Origin of the sequence: Corynebacterium sp. AOP12-C2-36, assembly GCF_052379185.1 — a bacterium.
Taxonomy (GTDB): domain Bacteria; phylum Actinomycetota; class Actinomycetes; order Mycobacteriales; family Mycobacteriaceae; genus Corynebacterium.
In genome coordinates this window covers 96,775-111,561 of sequence record NZ_JBQSYJ010000008.1, presented here as the reverse complement: position 1 = coordinate 111,561, position 14,787 = coordinate 96,775, and the positions used below count along the sequence as shown (strand labels likewise).

The window sequence follows — 14,787 nt, the reverse complement described above, 5'->3', positions numbered from 1 at the left end:
CGGTCACCGCGCGTCCGGGTCGGTGCCGCGGATCCGGTCGACCTGGCGGTCGGCGAGGTCCATGAGGATCTGGGGTTCGTCGATGCCGCTGGCGTCGACGCGGAAGGCCACCCCGTCGACGGTGCCGACGACCACCGAGAGCGGGTTGTCGCCCTGCTCCGAGTCCGCGTCGTTGACCACGGTGATGACGTGGACGTTCTCGGCGCCGAGGATCTCGGCGTCGGTGGCGTCCGCCCGGAAGTTCACCGTCGGGCGCTCCGGTTCCAGCTCCGAACGCTGTGTGAAGGACTCGCACTCCGACAGGTCGTCCGGCAACGCCATCCCGGTGTTCTCCGGGTCGGTGGAGACCATCGCGTTGACCACACCGGGGTCCGAGTCCGCCTGCGGGAGGAACCCGGCCGCGGCCGTGGTGTCGGGGTTGTCGTAGAGCTGAGCGAGCATCGAGACCACGGACGGGGCGATGGACGCGCACTGCTCGGGGTCGGTGACCACGGCGTTGGCGGCGTCCAGCAGTTCGGACATGTCGTCGTCGTTGCCGTCCTCGAAGACCTCGGCCGCGTCGCTCCACTCCCAGCCGGCGGGGGTGTCGGAGTCGGTGAGCATCATGTCCGCCGGGTCGCCCGACGTGGCGTCACCGGAGTCGGACTCACTGTCGGACGAGCACGCGGACGCACCGAACAGCAGACCTGCCGTGGTGACGGCCGCGCAGGTGCGGCGGAGAGTTCTGTTGATCATCCGTCCAGACTATCCGCTCGTCCCTCACAGATCAGTGCCCGGTTACTGCCCCGGCTACCGCCCCGGCACCGCGATGCGCCCCTCGACCGCGGCGAGGCCGATGTCGGTGCGGAAGTGCCCGCCGGGCAGCGAGACCTTGTCCAGTTCGGCGTAGGCGGCGGCGCGGGCGTCTTCCAGCGTCGCACCGGTGCCGATGACGTTCAGGACGCGGCCACCGGCGGAGACCAACGTCCCGTCCTGCCCTGCGGCGACACCGGCGGCGCGGATGCCGCGCGCCTCGTCGCCCGCGGCGGCACCGGAGATCTCCACCCCGGTGACCGGGGTGCCCGGGTAGTTCTCCGCGGCGAGCACGACGGTGACCGCGTAGCCGTCCTTCCACTGCAGGGCGGGCAGCTCGGCGAGGGTGCCGGTGGCGACCGCATTGAGCACGCCGCCGAGTGGGGTGGTCAGCAGGTCGAGGACGGCCTGGGTCTCCGGGTCGCCGAAGCGGCAGTTGAACTCGACCACGGCGGGGCCGTCGGCCCCCCAGGCCAGGCCGGCGTAGAGCAGGCCGGAGAACGGGCAGCCCTCCTTCACCATCTGCGCGGCGACGGGGGCGACGACCTCGTCGACGATGGTCTGCACACCGTCCTGCGGCAGCCACGGCAGCGGTGTGTAGGCGCCCATGCCGCCGGTGTTCGGACCTTCGTCGTCGTCGCCGACGCGCTTGTGGTCCTGCGCGGGCAGCAGCGGGACCACGGTCTCCCCGTCCACCAGACAGAACAGCGACACCTCCGGCCCGTCGAGGAAACTCTCCAGCAGCACCGGGTTGCCGGCGGCGTGGACGTGGCGCACGTGCTCGAGCGCCTCCTCCCGATCGGGGGTGACCACGACACCCTTGCCGCCGGCCAGCCCGTCGTCCTTCACGACCCACGTCGGGCCGAAACGGTCGACGGCCGCGGCGATCTCGTCGGACGAGGCGCCCGGCAGGACGGACTCCGCGTGGGCGGTCTTCACGCCGGCGGACGCCATGATCTCCTTGGCGAACGCCTTCGAGCCCTCGATACGGGCGGCGGCGGCCGAGGGGCCGAAGACCGGGAAACCGGCCTCACGCAGGGCGTCTCCGACGCCGGCGACCAGGGGGATCTCCGGGCCGACGACGACCAGGTCCGCGGCGAGCTCCCGGGCGAGGGAGACGACGGCCTCCCCGTCGTCGGCCTTGAGGCCGGGGTGCAGCGTGGCGACCCCGGCGAGGCCGGGGTTACCGGGTGCGACGTGCACCTCGCTGACCTCGGGGTCGGTGGACAGTGAATAGGCCAGGGCGTGTTCGCGGGCTCCGTTGCCGATGACGAGTGTGCGCATGGCTGACCAGTTTAGCCGCTACGATCGACGCCATGGCTTCCGTATTCAGCAGCATCATCTCCGGCGACCTCCCCGGCCGGTTCGTCTACCGTGACGAGACCGTGGCGGCGTTCCTCACCATCGAGCCCGTGGCCTACGGCCACACCCTGGTCGTGCCGGTGGAGGAGGTCGACCGGTGGACCGACCTGGAGCCCGGGCTGTGGGCCCACCTCAACGAGGTCGCCCAGCACGTGGGTGCGGCGATCGTGGACACCTTCGACGCGCCGCGCGCCGGCTACCTCATCGCCGGCTTCGAGGTGCCCCACGCCCACATCCACGTGTTCCCGGCCTCCGACATGTCCGGCTACGACCTGTCCAACGCCCTGGGCATGGGCGACACCGACGCCGACAAGATGGACGAGGCGGCGGAGAAGATCCGTGCGGGACTGCGGGCACGCGGCGTCACCACCGGTTCGGACGTCAGCGCGGGCTGATGGAGGACGAGATCGAGGCCATCGCCAAGGCGATCGCCGAGGCCGAGGACGAGGCCCAGCAGGCGCAGCAGAGCCAGTTCCTCGAGGCGCCGGGAAAGACGTTGCTCAACCAGCTCTCCCAGTTCACCGACGGGGTGCGCAACACCCTGGAGTTCCCCTCCCGGCTGCTGCCACGCACCCCGCAGCTGCCCGGCGGGTCGACCACCCTGCCGATCGGCGCGCGCCAGTACACGGTGGGTTTCGTCGACGACCTCTGGCACGCCCGCCCCACCGAGGAGCACCCGTACCCGGTGGTGCTGCTGCACGGCACGATCTCGTCGAAGAACGCGTGGCAGAACCTCGTGGTCTCGCTGCGTGACAAGGGGTGGGTGGTGTTCGCGCCGGACTACGGCGTGCACGGCACGCAGGACGTGATCACCTCGGCGAAGGACATCGCCGCCTACATCGACCAGGTCTTCGCCGCCACCGGGGCGGAGAAGATCGACATCGTCGGTCACTCCCAGGGCGGGCTGCTCGCCCGCTACTGGATCAACGAGATGGGTGGCGCCGACCGGGTCCACCACCTGGTCACGCTCTCCTCCCCGCACCACGGCACCACGGTCCGCGGACTGATGGCCTCGGTGATCACCGCCAGCGAGACGACCGTGCGTGTGGCAGAGGCGGTGATCAGCAAGATGATGGGGCCGGCGGGGCTGCAGCAGGTGGTGGGTTCCCCGCTGATCGACACGATGACGACCGCGCCGGAGACCCGCCCGGGGATCCGGTACTCGTGCCTGGCCACCCGCAACGACACCACCGTGGTCCCCTACGAGACCGCGTTCCTGGAGCCGGACTCGGGTGACGGCCCCGGCGGTCCGGCACGGGTGTGGAATGCGTTCCTGCAGGACCAGGGGGTCAGCCGGGTGCGCCACGACGAGATGCCCGCGCACCCGGAGGTCCAGGAGCTGGTGGTGAAGATCCTGGAGGAGGGGCTGCGCGACTGAGGTCGCGCGGGGGGCACAGGGGAACGCACTCGCCGTGGACCGGCGGTGCCCGCCCCCTTGCTTACTCGGTAACTTACCCGGTAACCTCAATGGAACTTACCGAGTAAGCACCCCGATTCCAGCAAGGGAACACGCATCATGTCCATCAAGTTCGCCCTGCTCAGCCTGCTGGCCGAGCAACCCCGCAGCGTCGGGCGGCTGAAGTCCGACTTCGAGGACCGAACGCGCGCCACCTGGCCAGTCAATGTCGGACAGGTCTACCAGACGATCCAACGCCTCACCCGCGACGGCCTCGTCGAACCCACCGGGTCCGACACCGGCGAGTCCGGACGGCACACCGAGGTCTACGCGGTCACCGACACCGGCCGCGCCGAGCTGACCACCTGGTGGCACTCCCCCATCCTGCCGCCACCCAACGACCGCGACGACCTGGTGATCAAGACCGCGATGGCGGCGTCCGCCACCGGCCGCCTGCCGGACGGCATGGACTTCGCCTCCGTCCTGCACAACCAACGTCTCGCCGTCCTCGACGAACTCCGCACGCTCACGAGGAGCAAGGCGGAGGTCCCACCGTCCACCGCGGCCGACCGGCTGCAGCTGGAGCGCCGGATCTTCGACATGGAGTCCCAGATCCGCTGGCTCGACCAGGTCGAGTCACTGCCGCCCGCCACCACTACCGAGGAGAACTGACGCCATGATACGCCCCAACGACACCTCACCCCTGTCCCCCCGGCGCCTCTCCGGCAACCGGTCGCAGGACGCGACGACCAACGCCGCCGCCCTGTACCTCGACCAGGTCAGCAGGTTCCACCAGGACGGCCCCACCACCGTCACCGCACTCGACAAGGTCAGCCTGACCATCGAACCCGGCGAACTCGTCGCCGTGATGGGCCCGTCCGGTTCCGGCAAGTCCACGCTGCTCAACGTGGCCGGCACGCTGGACACCGTCAGCGACGGACGCGTCCTCGTCGCCGGGGTGGACGTCTCCCACCTCTCGCCGCAGGCCCGCGCCGAGGTCCGCCGCACCCACGTGGGCTACGTCTTCCAGGACTACAACCTGATCCCCACCCTCACCGTGGCGGAGAACGTCTCCCTTCCCCTGGAACTCAACGGGACGAAGCGGAAGGACGCCCGCGCCGCCGCCGTCGCGGCGTTGGAGGAGATCAACCTCGCCCAGACCGCCGACCGGTTCCCGTCCGAGATCTCCGGTGGCCAGCAGCAGCGCGTGGCCGTGGCCCGCGCGCTGATCGGCGACCGTCACCTCTTCCTCGCCGACGAGCCCACCGGTGCGTTGGACTCGGTCACCGCGGAGTCGGTGATGTCGCTGCTGCGCGACCGGGTGAATGACGGCGCCGCCGGCCTGCTCGTCACCCACGAGCCCCGCTTCGCCGCCTGGGCGGACCGTACCGTGCACCTGCGCGACGGCCGGATCGTGGAGTGATTGCCATGAACAACTCCACCACCAGATCCTCCCCCACCGCCCGGGCCGGCGTGGCCTTCCGCCTCGCCCGGCGCGACCTCGCCTCCCACAAGGTGCGCACCGTCGTCGCCGTCCTGCTGTTCGCCCTTCCGGTGTCCCTGATCGTCGGGTTCGCCTCGATGGCGCTCGGCTACGACCGTGATTACCAGAACTCCCCGATCAGCAGCGCCAGTTCACTGCAGTTCGAGAGGGAGGAGGCGCAGGACACGACCATGGAGACCGTGGACGCCCAGGGCGGGGAGCTCCGCGGCGCCATCGGCGACCTCACGGACTCACTGTCCGCCGGAATCTTCCAGGACTCCGAGTTCAGCAAGGGGGACAGGACGGTCGACCTCACGGCCGTCACCGTGCTCCCCTCTGCGGACGGCACCGGCCCCGAGGTCGATTCCGGCACCGTACACCTCAACAATCAGGCCGCCTTCCTGCTGGACGCCGAGGACGGTGACACCGTCACCGTGGACGGCGCCGAGCTGACGGTCGTCCTCGGTGCCGACCACCAGGGGTCCGTCGTCAACGCCGACGACGTCCCGGTCAACCGGTCCGCGATGAACGTGACCTGGTACATGCCGCACGACTCTGAGCGCGCCGACGAGATCGAGGACGCGGTCATGTCCTCCGCCGCGGAGCTCCCCTCCCTGCCGAGCGTCGACAACCAGGCGAGCCACGGATCGAGTTACCTCGACGGCGCCACGGCAGCGACGTTCCTCGGATTCCTCGCTCTCGGGATCCTGCTGGTCTCTGCGGTGGTCACCCCCGTGTTCGCCGTCTCCGCGCGACGTCAACGCCGCGCGATGGGCCTGTTGAGCGCCACCGGTGCCTCTCCCCGCGACCTACGGCTGACGATGCTGGCCCAGGGCATCATCGTCGGGCTGATCGGCACGGTCCTGGGCCTCGCCATGTCCGTGGGAGTCGGCGCCGCACTGATATCCCTCTACGGCACGGGAGGGTTCTACTGGTCCTGGGTCGCTGCCGCGCTCACCGCGGTCGTCGCCCTGGTCTGCGGGGTGACGTCGGCACTGGTTCCCGCCATCCGCGCGGGGAAGGAGGACCCCGTGCAGGCCCTGGCCGACGGTGGGAGCCAGCGCATGTCAGGCTTCCGGCTGCGGATGCTCATCGGCCCGCTGTTCCTGATCCCTGGAGTGTTCCTGATCGCAGCCTCCGACAACCTCGTCCCGCTCGGTATCGCAGTCGCGGGCATCGGTGTCGTGCTCAGCAGTGGTTTGAGCGTGTGGTTGCTGTCCCGGCTCGGGAACATCCTGCCCACCGCAGGTCGGCTGGCGGTGCGCGACAGTCTGCGCAACAACCACCGGACGGTGCCGGCCATCGCCGCCATCGCGGGCACGACGTTCCTCGCCGCCACCGCGCTCACGTTGTCCTACAACACGCAGGTCCAGACGCACTACCGCGACAACGTGGCGGTGATGTCGACGTACCAGGGCGGAAACGAGTCGCTCTACACCACCGAGATCGACCAGGCCGGGGAACGCCTGGGCGCGCTGTCCCACCACCCGCTCGCGGACATCGGGTCCCGTACCGTCGACGGCCGCACCTTCAGCGTGAGTCTGAGCTTCGACGACAGGAGAAAATCGGGCGGCTTCTACCCGCTCTACGACTGGGCGGACATCCGGGCCACCGACGGGAACCTGTACTCCACCTTCTCCGGCGTCGAGGACCATGACGTCAGCGCCGCGGTCGATGCCCTCGCCGAGGGTAAGGCCGTGGTCTCGAACCCGGAGCTTCTCGAGGGAGATGAGCTCCCCCTCGACCTGCGCGAGTACGACCCGTACTACGGCTACACACCCGGCTACTCCGACGAGGACCCTGGACCCCCGGATGACACGCTGCGGATTCCGGCTGTCGTCATCCCCGGTCTCACGGGTGGCACCGGAGCCGACCAGGTGGCGCTGAGCCCGGACACCGCCGAGTCATTGAGCCTCGAACAGCGGTACCAGGGCGAGGTCTTCCTCCTCGATTCCCGGCCGTCCCTCCTCGCGGCCGCCGGCACGACCATGGGAGTCTGGCCGACGAACTCCCCCAACGTCACCGTTGACACGCCTGCAGTAGACGGAGAACAGGCGATGTGGGTCACCATTCCCGTCGCCTTGAGCTGGTTGCTCACCCTGGGCACGGTGCTGCTGGTGGTGATGCTGGCGGCGACGGAGTCACGGCGTGACATGTCGACCATCACGGCGATCGGCGCCGGCCCGGGACTGCTGCGCAGGTTCTCCGCCACACAGGCCCTGTTCATCGCCCTGCCCGGCACCGTGTTCGGAGTCGTCGTCGGTGTCCTCCCCCGGGTCAGTCAGTCGGTGCGCGAGGTGCTGGGCCACTCCGAGTTCTACACCGGTTTCCTGACCTCCTCCCAGTGGCTGGCCCTTGGCCTGACTGCGGTGGTCGGACCGCTGCTGGCCTGGATCACCGGCTCGATCATCGGCGCGGTCACATCCCGGGACCGCTCCCCGGTCCGGCGGCGGTAGCTGACGGGGGCGCACGCCCCGTCCGCCATGTCGTCCGTCCCGGTGGCAGAGTAGGGGGATGCCCGCACCACGTCCCCCGCTGCTGTGCCGCCTGCTCGACCGCCTGCCGCAGGCGGTCGACCCCTGGAAGGACACTCCGGACGCTCCGGCCGGCGCGGACGTCACTGCCGGCACCGCCGGCACCGCCGGCACCGGCAGTACCGCCCTGCGTCCTGTCGTCCTCGTGCACGGCACCGCCGGCAGCCGGGGGAACTTCGAGCGCATCGTCCCGGCCCTCCGGGAGTCGGGACGCCCGGTACTGTCGGTGTCCTACGGTCACCGTGGGACCGGCGGTCTACACGACTCCCTCGAGGAGGTCACCGCACAGGTGTCCCATATCGTCGAGACCCACGGTCCCGTCGACCTCGTCGGGCACTCCCAGGGCGGGCTGCTGGCGCTGGCCTCCTCCGGCAGGCTCGACGCCGACGCGGTGCGTCACGTCGTGGGGTTGGCGGCGGACTTCCGCGGGGTGGCGCGCCCGTGGTTCCGCCCGCCCGAGCACCGCGTCCTGCACCGCCTGGACCGGGCGTTCTCCCCGGCGTTGGCCGACCAGCTCGCCGGCTCCCCGGTGCTGCGCGAGGTGCTGGCGCACACCGTGGGCTCCACGGTGCCGGTCACCCAGGTCATCACCCGTGGCGACCGGATCGTCCCGCGCGACCGGGCCCTCGCGCTGGGCTCACACGACCCGCTGACCGGGTTGGACGCCCACCGCGGCCCGCTGCGGTTCGTCACCGTGCAGGACCGGTTCCCGGACGCCCGGGTCAGTCACGCGGTGATCCCCCACCACCGCATCGTCGGCACGCTCGTCGTCGAGGCACTGGACGCTCCACCCGGGGCTCCCGGCGCTTAGGCCGACCGGTGTCAGCCGCCCCAGGTGTCGCGGCCCGAAGCCCCGCCCGGCTCCTGGTCCGGTTCTTCCTCCGAGATGTCTTCGGCGTCCTCAAGGTCCTCAAGGTCGTCGTCGTCCTCACCGTCGTCGCCGTCGTCGCGCCACACCGGCAGCAGGATACGGAACGTCGTCCCCTCGCCCAGCTCGCTCTCCACGGTGATCGTGCCGTTGTGCCGCTCGATCAAACGCTTCACGATCGACAGGCCCAGGCCCGATCCGCCGGACTGGCGGGAACGCGACACGTCGGCACGGTAGAAACGCTCGAACAGGTGCGGGACGTCCTCGGCGGCGATGCCCTCACCGTCGTCGATGACCTCCACGGACAGGTGGTCGTCGTCCGGACGGCTCAGCCGCATCACGACCGAGGCGTCGTCCCCGGCGTGGCGCATCGCGTTGGTCACCAGGTTGCCCACGACCTGGTGCAGCCGGGCGCTGTCGCCCAGCGTCACCGGCACCGAGCGTGCCTCGTTGCGCACGCTCACGGTGCGTCCCGGGAATCCCACGCGCGCGTTCTCCGCGGCCGACAGGCAGATCTCCAGCATGTCCACCGGGTCCTCACGCATGGGACGTCCCTCGTCCATACGCACCAGCGTCAGCAGGTCCTCGACCAGCAGGCTCATCCGACCGGCCTCCGCGGAGATACGGTCGATGACCATGTCCGGGTCGTTCGTCGCACCCGAGCGGTAGAGGTCGGCGTAGCCGCGCACGCTGGTCAGCGGGGTACGCAGCTCGTGGGAGGCGTCCCCGATGAACCGGCGCATCGACGACTCGGCCTCACGGGCCTGGCGTTCGGAGTCGTTCACCGCGATGAACGCCCCCTGGATCTGCGCGAGCATCCGGTTGAGCGCCACCGACAGCCGGCCGACCTCGGTCTTCGGCGACCAGTTGGGCACACGCTGGTCGAGGTGGCCGCGCGCGATGCGTCCGGCGGTCTGCTCCACCTGGTAGAGCGGCTGCAGGGCGCGTCTGACCAGGAAGAGGCTGGCGGCGGTCACGGATGCCAGGATCAGCAGGCTGATGACGATCAGCATCGTCGTCATCCCGTCCATGATCTTCGACTCGCCGTCCATCGGCAGGGCGAAGACGGTCACCCCGCCGTCCTCGTTCGTCACCGCCGCGGCGCGCCACGGCGCCTGGGAGGCGGAGTTGTCCGCCGCCGGCACCGTCACCGGACGCGTCGACTCGGTGATCGACGAGACGTCCGGCAGTGAGTCGTTGACGCTGTTCGGGCCGGTGGTCTGACAGGCGTCACCCGGCAGCCCCCAGTACATCTTCGACGGGGGGCGCTGCATCACCAGCTGGTCGTGGGACTGGTAGGTCTCCTGGCACGGCGACTCGGTGATGCTCGCCGCCCACGCGGCGCTGTCCTGCAGCTGTTCGTCGACGCGCTCGGTGAGGAAGCGCTGCATCATCCCGGTCACCACCGTGCCGGACACCGCCAGCCCCAGGGCGGTGAGCACCGTGATCACCAGGACCAGGGAGAACCTCAGGGGGTAGTGGGACAGAAAGACACCGGGGTAGGTGCGTCCCGCACGCCGGGCACGCCCGGCGATCCTGTCCGTCACCGCCATCAGCTACGCGGCAGCCGCAGCACGTAGCCCACACCGCGCACGGTGTGGATCAGGCGGGGGTCCTTCGTGTCGATCTTGCGGCGCAGGTAGGAGACGTAGGACTCCACCACGTTGCCGTCGCCGCCGAAGTCGTACTCCCACACCGCGTCGAGGATCCGCGACTTCGGCACCACGACCTCGGAGTTCACCAGCAGGTAGCGCAGCAGCTTGAACTCGGTGGGCGACAGGTCGACCACCTTGCCCGCCTTGGTGACCTCGTGCATGTCGTCGTTGAGGGTGATGTCGGCGTAGCTGATCAGCGAGGGGTCGTCCTCCTCGGCGGGCTGCACCCGGCGCAGGATGACCCGCAGGCGGGTGATGACCTCCTCCAGGGCGAAGGGCTTGGTGACGTAGTCGTCGGCACCGATGGTCAGTCCGTGGATGCGGTCGTCCACCCCGTCCTTGGCGGTGAGGAAGAGCACGGGGGCCTCGTGGCCGTCCTCGCGCAACTTGTTGAGCAGGGTGAAGCCGTCCATCCCCGGCATCATGACGTCGAGGATGAAGGCGTCCGGACGGAAGGTCTTGGCGATCTCGCGGGCGGTGGCCCCGTCGGCGGCGGTGCGGACCTCGAAGTCCTGGAACTCCAGCCTCGCCTTGATCAGGTCGGCGATGTTCGCCTCGTCGTCGACGACGAGGACCTTCACCGGCTGGGCACTGTGGGCGCTGTGGGCACTGTGGGCGCCACCGCTGGTGTTGCTGGAATTGTTCGACACAGGCACGTTCATATCTCCCTAGTCTGGACCGGCTTCCCGGATTTTTCATGCTCGGCACATCCAGAATACCTGTGACTTCCCTAGCGACTCCCGTAACCGTTCGGTGAACGCGGACGGGCACGCGCCCCAACACACACCCAGGCAAAAGTGGCCCACCTACGTTGCCAGGGGATAGGATAGCGCCCGTGAACATTCGGAGAGAGCCAGCACACCACACCCGCCCCACGGGCACCGCCCGGACCTTCCGTCGTCGCGTGGCCGCCCTGGGCGTCGCCACCGTCGCCGCGATCGGCATCGGCGGCGCGGGCATCGCCCCCGCCGTCGCCGCGCCGAGCGCCGCCAACCTGCCGTCGGTCGGTGACATCGAGCTGCCCGGGCCGGACGAGATCAACGACATGGTCCGCGACGGCGTCCTCGACGCGCACGACGCCGCCCTGCTGCAGGCCGGCAAGGTCCCCGAGCAGTTCCGCGACGCCTACGAGCAGGGCGTGCGTGACCTGGCCGACCTCGTCGCCCCGGGTGCGGTCCAGGACCGTCAGGACGAGCAGGACGCCGCGGACCGCGCCGCCGCTGCCGCCGCCGCCGAGCGCGAGGCCCGCGCCGCCGCCGAGCAGCGTGCCGCCAGCACCGACAACACGCCCTGCCCGGCGTCCGCCCGCGTGTGCGTGGACATCGACGGCAAGCGCACCTGGCTGCAGCGGGACGGCGACACGTCCTACGGGCCGGTCAGCATGTCCCCCGGCAAGGCCGGGCAGGACACCCCGCGCGGCAACTTCACCGTGCAGTACAAGGTGAAGGACGAGATCAGCCGTGAGTTCAACAACGCGCCGATGCCCTACGCCGTGTACTTCACCAACAACGGCCACGCCTTCCACCAGGGCACGCTGGACGCCCTGTCCGCCGGCTGCGTGCGTCTGAACACCCAGGACGCGATCACCTACTTCGACGCCCTGAACCCGGGCGACGAGGTCTTCATCTACTGATGAACGACACCACTGCTCTGCGCTACCGTCCGGCCGTCGAGGCCGACCGGGAGTTCCTGCGGGCCCTCTACATCCTCACCGACCAGTGGGGTGACGAGAGCCAGCCCGTCAGCGACGGCATCGAGGCTGAGATCGAGGCCTACGTCGACGGCTGGACCCCGGAACAGGGCGGGGTGATTCTCGAGACGGACACCGGTCCAGACGCGGGGACGCCGGTGGGCGGCGCGTGGTTGCGCACCTTCACCGCCGACGACCCGGGTGCCGGCTACGTGGCCGACGAGTTCCCCGAGGTCGCCATCGCGGTGCGCCCGGAGTACTCCGGTCACGGTCGCGGTACCGCACTGATGGCCGTGCTGCTGCGCGTCGCGCGTCAGGCCGGCTACCCCGGCGTCTCCCTGGCCGTGGACCTCGGCAACGACCGCGCGCGCCACGTGTACGCCAAGCTCGGCTACGTGGACAGCGAGGTCAACGGTGGTCTCGACCCCAGCGGCCGGTGCCACGTGATGCTGCACCGCTTCTAGTTGGGCGGGGTTTCGCCTTCGAGTCCCGCGTGAGACGCCGCACGGCGTTCTCCGCGCTGATCAGGCACATCGGAACCCCCACCCCGGGTGTCGTGGTGGAGCCGGCGTAGTACAGGTTCCCCACCGCCCGTGACCGGTTCGTGCCGCGCATGAACGCCGACTGCGCCAGCGTGTGCGCCAGACCCAACGCCCAGCCGCGCCAGGAGTTGTAGCGCGTGGCGAAGTCCGCCGGCCCCAACGTCCGGCGCACCACCACCCGCTCGGCGAGGTCCGGGACGCCGGCGCGCTCGGCGACGAGACGCACCGTCGCATCGGCGACCGCCTCCACGGTGGCGGCGTCCATCGTCGGGTCGCAGGCCACCGGGACCAGGATGAACAGGTTCTCGTGGCCCTCCGGCGCCACGTCCGGGTCCGTCGCCGAGGGACGTGAGACGTACACCGAGCGCGAGAAGTCGGGTTTGCCGGTACCAGCCCCGTCGAAGACGGCGGCGAAGTCCGGCGTCCAGTCCTCGCTGAAGATCAGCGTGTGGTGCGCCAGCTCCGGCAGCGCCCCGCGCACCCCGAGCATCACCACCACCGCACCGACCCCCGGGTCCGCCCGCCGCCACCGCGGCTCCGGGTAGGTGCGCAACCCCGGCGGCAGCAGGACGTTCTCGGTGTGGTGCAGGTCGGCGGCGCTGACGACCACGTCGGCGGGGATGAACTCCCCGCCGGCGACCGTGACACCACGCGCCCGCGCCGAGGACACCGCCGCGCCGAGGCGTCCGAGCCCGGGCACCGTACGCAGCGGGTTCGCCCGGTCGGTGTCGGTGACGATCGCCGTCACGTCCACGCCTGTGCGGACCTGCGCGCCGTGTTCCACGGCCAGCCGGTGCAGCGCCCCGACCACGCTGGTGAACCCGCCGACCGGGTACCTCACACCCTGCACCAGGTCGGTGTAGCTCATCAACTGGTACAGCGCCGGGGTCTGTGACGGACGTGAGGACAGGAACACCGCCGGGTACGACAGGATCTGGCGCAGCCTGCGGTCGGCGAAACGTCCGTCCACCAGCGACTCCAGCGTGCCGGTCAGCAACCGTGCCAGACGCCCCGCCCGGCGCAGCACACCCGGTGCGAGGAACGGGGCCGGGGAGGAGAAGTCGGTGTAGAGGAAACGCTCCACGGCGATGCGGTAGGTGTCCCCCGCCTCGTGCAGGTAGTCGCGCACCGTCTCACCGGCACCGGGCTCCAGTGACTCGAAGAGCGCTGCCACGGCGTCCTCCCCCACCGGTACGTCGACCGGGTCCAGGCCCTCCGGAAGCAGGCGGTAGCCGGGGGTGAGGTCGGTGAGGTCGAGCTGCTCGTCGGTGGAGGTGCCCATCAGGTGGAAGAACCGGTCGAAGGCCTCCGGCATGAGGTACCAGCTCGGGCCGGTGTCCCACCGGAACCCCGGCGCCTCGTCGACGCTGAGCGAGCCGGCGCGCCCGCCGACGGTGTCTCCGCGTTCCAGCACGGTGACCTGGTAGCCCTGACGTGCCAGCAGCCCGGCGGTGGCCAGACCTGCGACCCCGGCGCCGACGACGACGGCGCGTTGCGCGCTCACCGACGTGCCCCCGTCACCGAGCCGGCGACCGAGCCGGCGACGGACCCGGCGACGGACCCGGCGAGAGCGCGGGCGGTGAGCGAGGCCTTCACCGGGGCGGGCACGCGCACGCGGGTACCCACGATCTGCTCCGGGGTGGAACGACGCAGGCGTGCGGACAGCTCCGCGTAGAGCGCGGCGGCGGACGCCACCCCGGCGCGGCAGCCCGACGGCAGGGCGGGGATGCGGAGACGCCCCTCGGCGATCCCGGCGTCCACCTCGTCGAGGATGCGGTCGCGCACCGCGACGGTCAGCGGGCCGTCCTGCAGTTCCGGCAGGTACAGCCGCCCGAGGACGTCCCGGTCGTCGGCGAGGTCACGCAGGAAGTTGACCTTCTGGAAGGACGCGCCGAGCGCGGCGGCACCGTCCTCCAGCCAGGCGCGCTGCCGCCCGCTCACCGGCCCGGCGTGGGCGAGGAAGATGTCGAGGCACATCAGGCCGATGACCTCGGCGGAACCGTGGATGTAGCGGGCCAGGCTGTCACGGTCGTGCACCACCTGCTCCAGGTCGCTGCGCATCGAGGAGAAGAAGGCCCGCATGTGCTCGGGGTCGATCCCGCAGCGCCGTGCGGTGCACGCCCAGGCGTGCAGCACCAGGTCGGTGTGGAACCCCCGGCCCGGCGCGGCGAGCACGCGGTCCTCGTAGTCGTCGAGCACGCCGCGCACGTCTGTGCGCTCTGTGCCTTCTGTACCCCCGGCAGCCCCGGCGACGCCGGCGGCCCCGTCCACGATCTCGTCGGCGATGCGCACCACGGCGTAGAGGTTGCGGATGTCGTCGCGCACCCCGGCCGGCAGCAACCGCGTGGCCAGCGAGAAGGACGTGGAGTAGCGTCCGATCACGGTGGCCGAGACGTGCTCGGCCAGGGCCCCGTACGCCCCGGCGGCGGTGCTGCGACTGCGTGTATTCATCGACAGACAGAGTA

General features: G+C 70.5%; 14 protein-coding genes. 8 read left to right on the top strand and 6 right to left on the bottom strand.

Going from position 1 to position 14,787, the window contains the following annotated elements:
* Positions 1 to 3: 3 nt before the first annotated feature.
* Both ACT3UN_RS08785 and purD read right to left on the bottom strand, forming a co-directional pair.
* Complete coding sequence (locus tag ACT3UN_RS08785; RefSeq protein ID WP_301442135.1) at positions 4 to 735, bottom strand: hypothetical protein; 732 nt, start codon at positions 733 to 735, stop codon at positions 4 to 6.
* A gap of 54 nt (positions 736 to 789) precedes the next feature.
* Complete coding sequence (purD, locus tag ACT3UN_RS08780; RefSeq protein WP_301442134.1) at positions 790 to 2,076, bottom strand: phosphoribosylamine--glycine ligase; 1,287 nt, start codon at positions 2,074 to 2,076, stop codon at positions 790 to 792.
* A gap of 32 nt (positions 2,077 to 2,108) precedes the next feature.
* Between purD and ACT3UN_RS08775 the strand changes: the two genes are divergently transcribed.
* From ACT3UN_RS08775 to ACT3UN_RS08750, 6 genes are all read left to right on the top strand, one after another.
* On the top strand, positions 2,109 to 2,549 hold the full coding sequence (locus ACT3UN_RS08775) for an HIT family protein (protein WP_301442133.1): 441 nt from the start codon (positions 2,109 to 2,111) through the stop codon (positions 2,547 to 2,549).
* Complete coding sequence (locus tag ACT3UN_RS08770) at positions 2,549 to 3,532, top strand: esterase/lipase family protein (protein WP_301442132.1); 984 nt, start codon at positions 2,549 to 2,551, stop codon at positions 3,530 to 3,532. The genes ACT3UN_RS08775 and ACT3UN_RS08770 overlap by 1 nt, the downstream gene beginning before the upstream one ends.
* Before the next feature lie 138 nt (positions 3,533 to 3,670).
* Positions 3,671 to 4,222: a helix-turn-helix transcriptional regulator gene (locus tag ACT3UN_RS08765; protein WP_301442131.1), complete on the top strand. Its 552-nt coding sequence runs from the start codon at positions 3,671 to 3,673 to the stop codon at positions 4,220 to 4,222.
* A 4-nt stretch (positions 4,223 to 4,226) separates the two neighbouring features.
* Positions 4,227 to 4,973: an ABC transporter ATP-binding protein gene (locus ACT3UN_RS08760; protein ID WP_444656903.1), complete on the top strand. Its 747-nt coding sequence runs from the start codon at positions 4,227 to 4,229 to the stop codon at positions 4,971 to 4,973.
* Positions 4,974 to 4,978: 5 nt separating this feature from the next.
* On the top strand, positions 4,979 to 7,489 hold the full coding sequence (locus tag ACT3UN_RS08755) for an ABC transporter permease (RefSeq protein ID WP_301442129.1): 2,511 nt from the start codon (positions 4,979 to 4,981) through the stop codon (positions 7,487 to 7,489).
* 58 nt (positions 7,490 to 7,547) lie between these two features.
* Entirely contained in the window at positions 7,548 to 8,378 is an 831-nt protein-coding gene (locus tag ACT3UN_RS08750; RefSeq protein WP_441582605.1) for an esterase/lipase family protein, read from the top strand.
* Between the two features lie 11 nt (positions 8,379 to 8,389).
* Here ACT3UN_RS08750 and ACT3UN_RS08745 read toward each other — a convergent pair whose 3' ends face one another.
* A complete protein-coding gene (locus ACT3UN_RS08745) occupies positions 8,390 to 9,982 on the bottom strand; it encodes a sensor histidine kinase (protein ID WP_441582604.1) in 1,593 nt (530 codons plus the stop codon).
* A gap of 5 nt (positions 9,983 to 9,987) precedes the next feature.
* Positions 9,988 to 10,671, bottom strand: a complete 684-nt coding sequence (locus ACT3UN_RS08740) for a response regulator transcription factor (RefSeq protein WP_441578913.1) — start codon at positions 10,669 to 10,671, stop codon at positions 9,988 to 9,990.
* Positions 10,672 to 10,925: 254 nt separating this feature from the next.
* On the opposite strand from ACT3UN_RS08740, the gene ACT3UN_RS08735 reads away from it, so the two are divergent.
* Together ACT3UN_RS08735 and ACT3UN_RS08730 are read left to right on the top strand one after the other, a co-directional pair.
* Positions 10,926 to 11,723 carry a L,D-transpeptidase gene (locus ACT3UN_RS08735; RefSeq protein ID WP_441578905.1) on the top strand — a complete coding sequence of 266 codons (798 nt, stop codon included), beginning with the start codon at positions 10,926 to 10,928 and terminating at the stop codon, positions 11,721 to 11,723.
* The gene (locus ACT3UN_RS08730) at positions 11,723 to 12,244 is read left to right on the top strand and encodes a GNAT family N-acetyltransferase (RefSeq protein ID WP_444656902.1); all 522 of its coding nucleotides are present in this window, start codon (positions 11,723 to 11,725) and stop codon (positions 12,242 to 12,244) included. Before ACT3UN_RS08735 ends, ACT3UN_RS08730 begins: the two co-directional genes overlap by 1 nt.
* On the opposite strand, the gene crtI is transcribed toward ACT3UN_RS08730, so the two are convergent.
* Together crtI and ACT3UN_RS08720 are read right to left on the bottom strand one after the other, a co-directional pair.
* On the bottom strand, positions 12,189 to 13,826 hold the full coding sequence (gene crtI / locus ACT3UN_RS08725; RefSeq protein ID WP_441578904.1) for a phytoene desaturase family protein: 1,638 nt from the start codon (positions 13,824 to 13,826) through the stop codon (positions 12,189 to 12,191). The two genes, ACT3UN_RS08730 and crtI, sit on opposite strands and share 56 nt — an antisense overlap.
* Positions 13,823 to 14,773 carry a phytoene/squalene synthase family protein gene (locus tag ACT3UN_RS08720; RefSeq protein WP_441578903.1) on the bottom strand — a complete coding sequence of 317 codons (951 nt, stop codon included), beginning with the start codon at positions 14,771 to 14,773 and terminating at the stop codon, positions 13,823 to 13,825. The genes crtI and ACT3UN_RS08720 overlap by 4 nt, the downstream gene beginning before the upstream one ends.
* Positions 14,774 to 14,787: the final 14 nt, after the last annotated feature.

What these genes read in the sequence shown, in the direction of transcription:
- ACT3UN_RS08720 (WP_441578903.1), bottom strand. Translation starts at nt 14,773, where the DNA reads ATGAATACACGCAGTCGCAGCACCGCCGCCGGGGCGTACGGGGCCCTG.
- ACT3UN_RS08775 (WP_301442133.1), top strand. Translation starts at nt 2,109, where the DNA reads ATGGCTTCCGTATTCAGCAGCATCATCTCCGGCGACCTCCCCGGCCGG.
- purD (WP_301442134.1), bottom strand. Translation starts at nt 2,076, where the DNA reads ATGCGCACACTCGTCATCGGCAACGGAGCCCGCGAACACGCCCTGGCC.
- ACT3UN_RS08730 (WP_444656902.1), top strand. Translation starts at nt 11,723, where the DNA reads ATGAACGACACCACTGCTCTGCGCTACCGTCCGGCCGTCGAGGCCGAC.
- ACT3UN_RS08755 (WP_301442129.1), top strand. Translation starts at nt 4,979, where the DNA reads ATGAACAACTCCACCACCAGATCCTCCCCCACCGCCCGGGCCGGCGTG.
- ACT3UN_RS08770 (WP_301442132.1), top strand. Translation starts at nt 2,549, where the DNA reads ATGGAGGACGAGATCGAGGCCATCGCCAAGGCGATCGCCGAGGCCGAG.
- ACT3UN_RS08785 (WP_301442135.1), bottom strand. Translation starts at nt 735, where the DNA reads ATGATCAACAGAACTCTCCGCCGCACCTGCGCGGCCGTCACCACGGCA.
- ACT3UN_RS08765 (WP_301442131.1), top strand. Translation starts at nt 3,671, where the DNA reads ATGTCCATCAAGTTCGCCCTGCTCAGCCTGCTGGCCGAGCAACCCCGC.
- ACT3UN_RS08750 (WP_441582605.1), top strand. Translation starts at nt 7,548, where the DNA reads ATGCCCGCACCACGTCCCCCGCTGCTGTGCCGCCTGCTCGACCGCCTG.
- ACT3UN_RS08760 (WP_444656903.1), top strand. Translation starts at nt 4,227, where the DNA reads ATGATACGCCCCAACGACACCTCACCCCTGTCCCCCCGGCGCCTCTCC.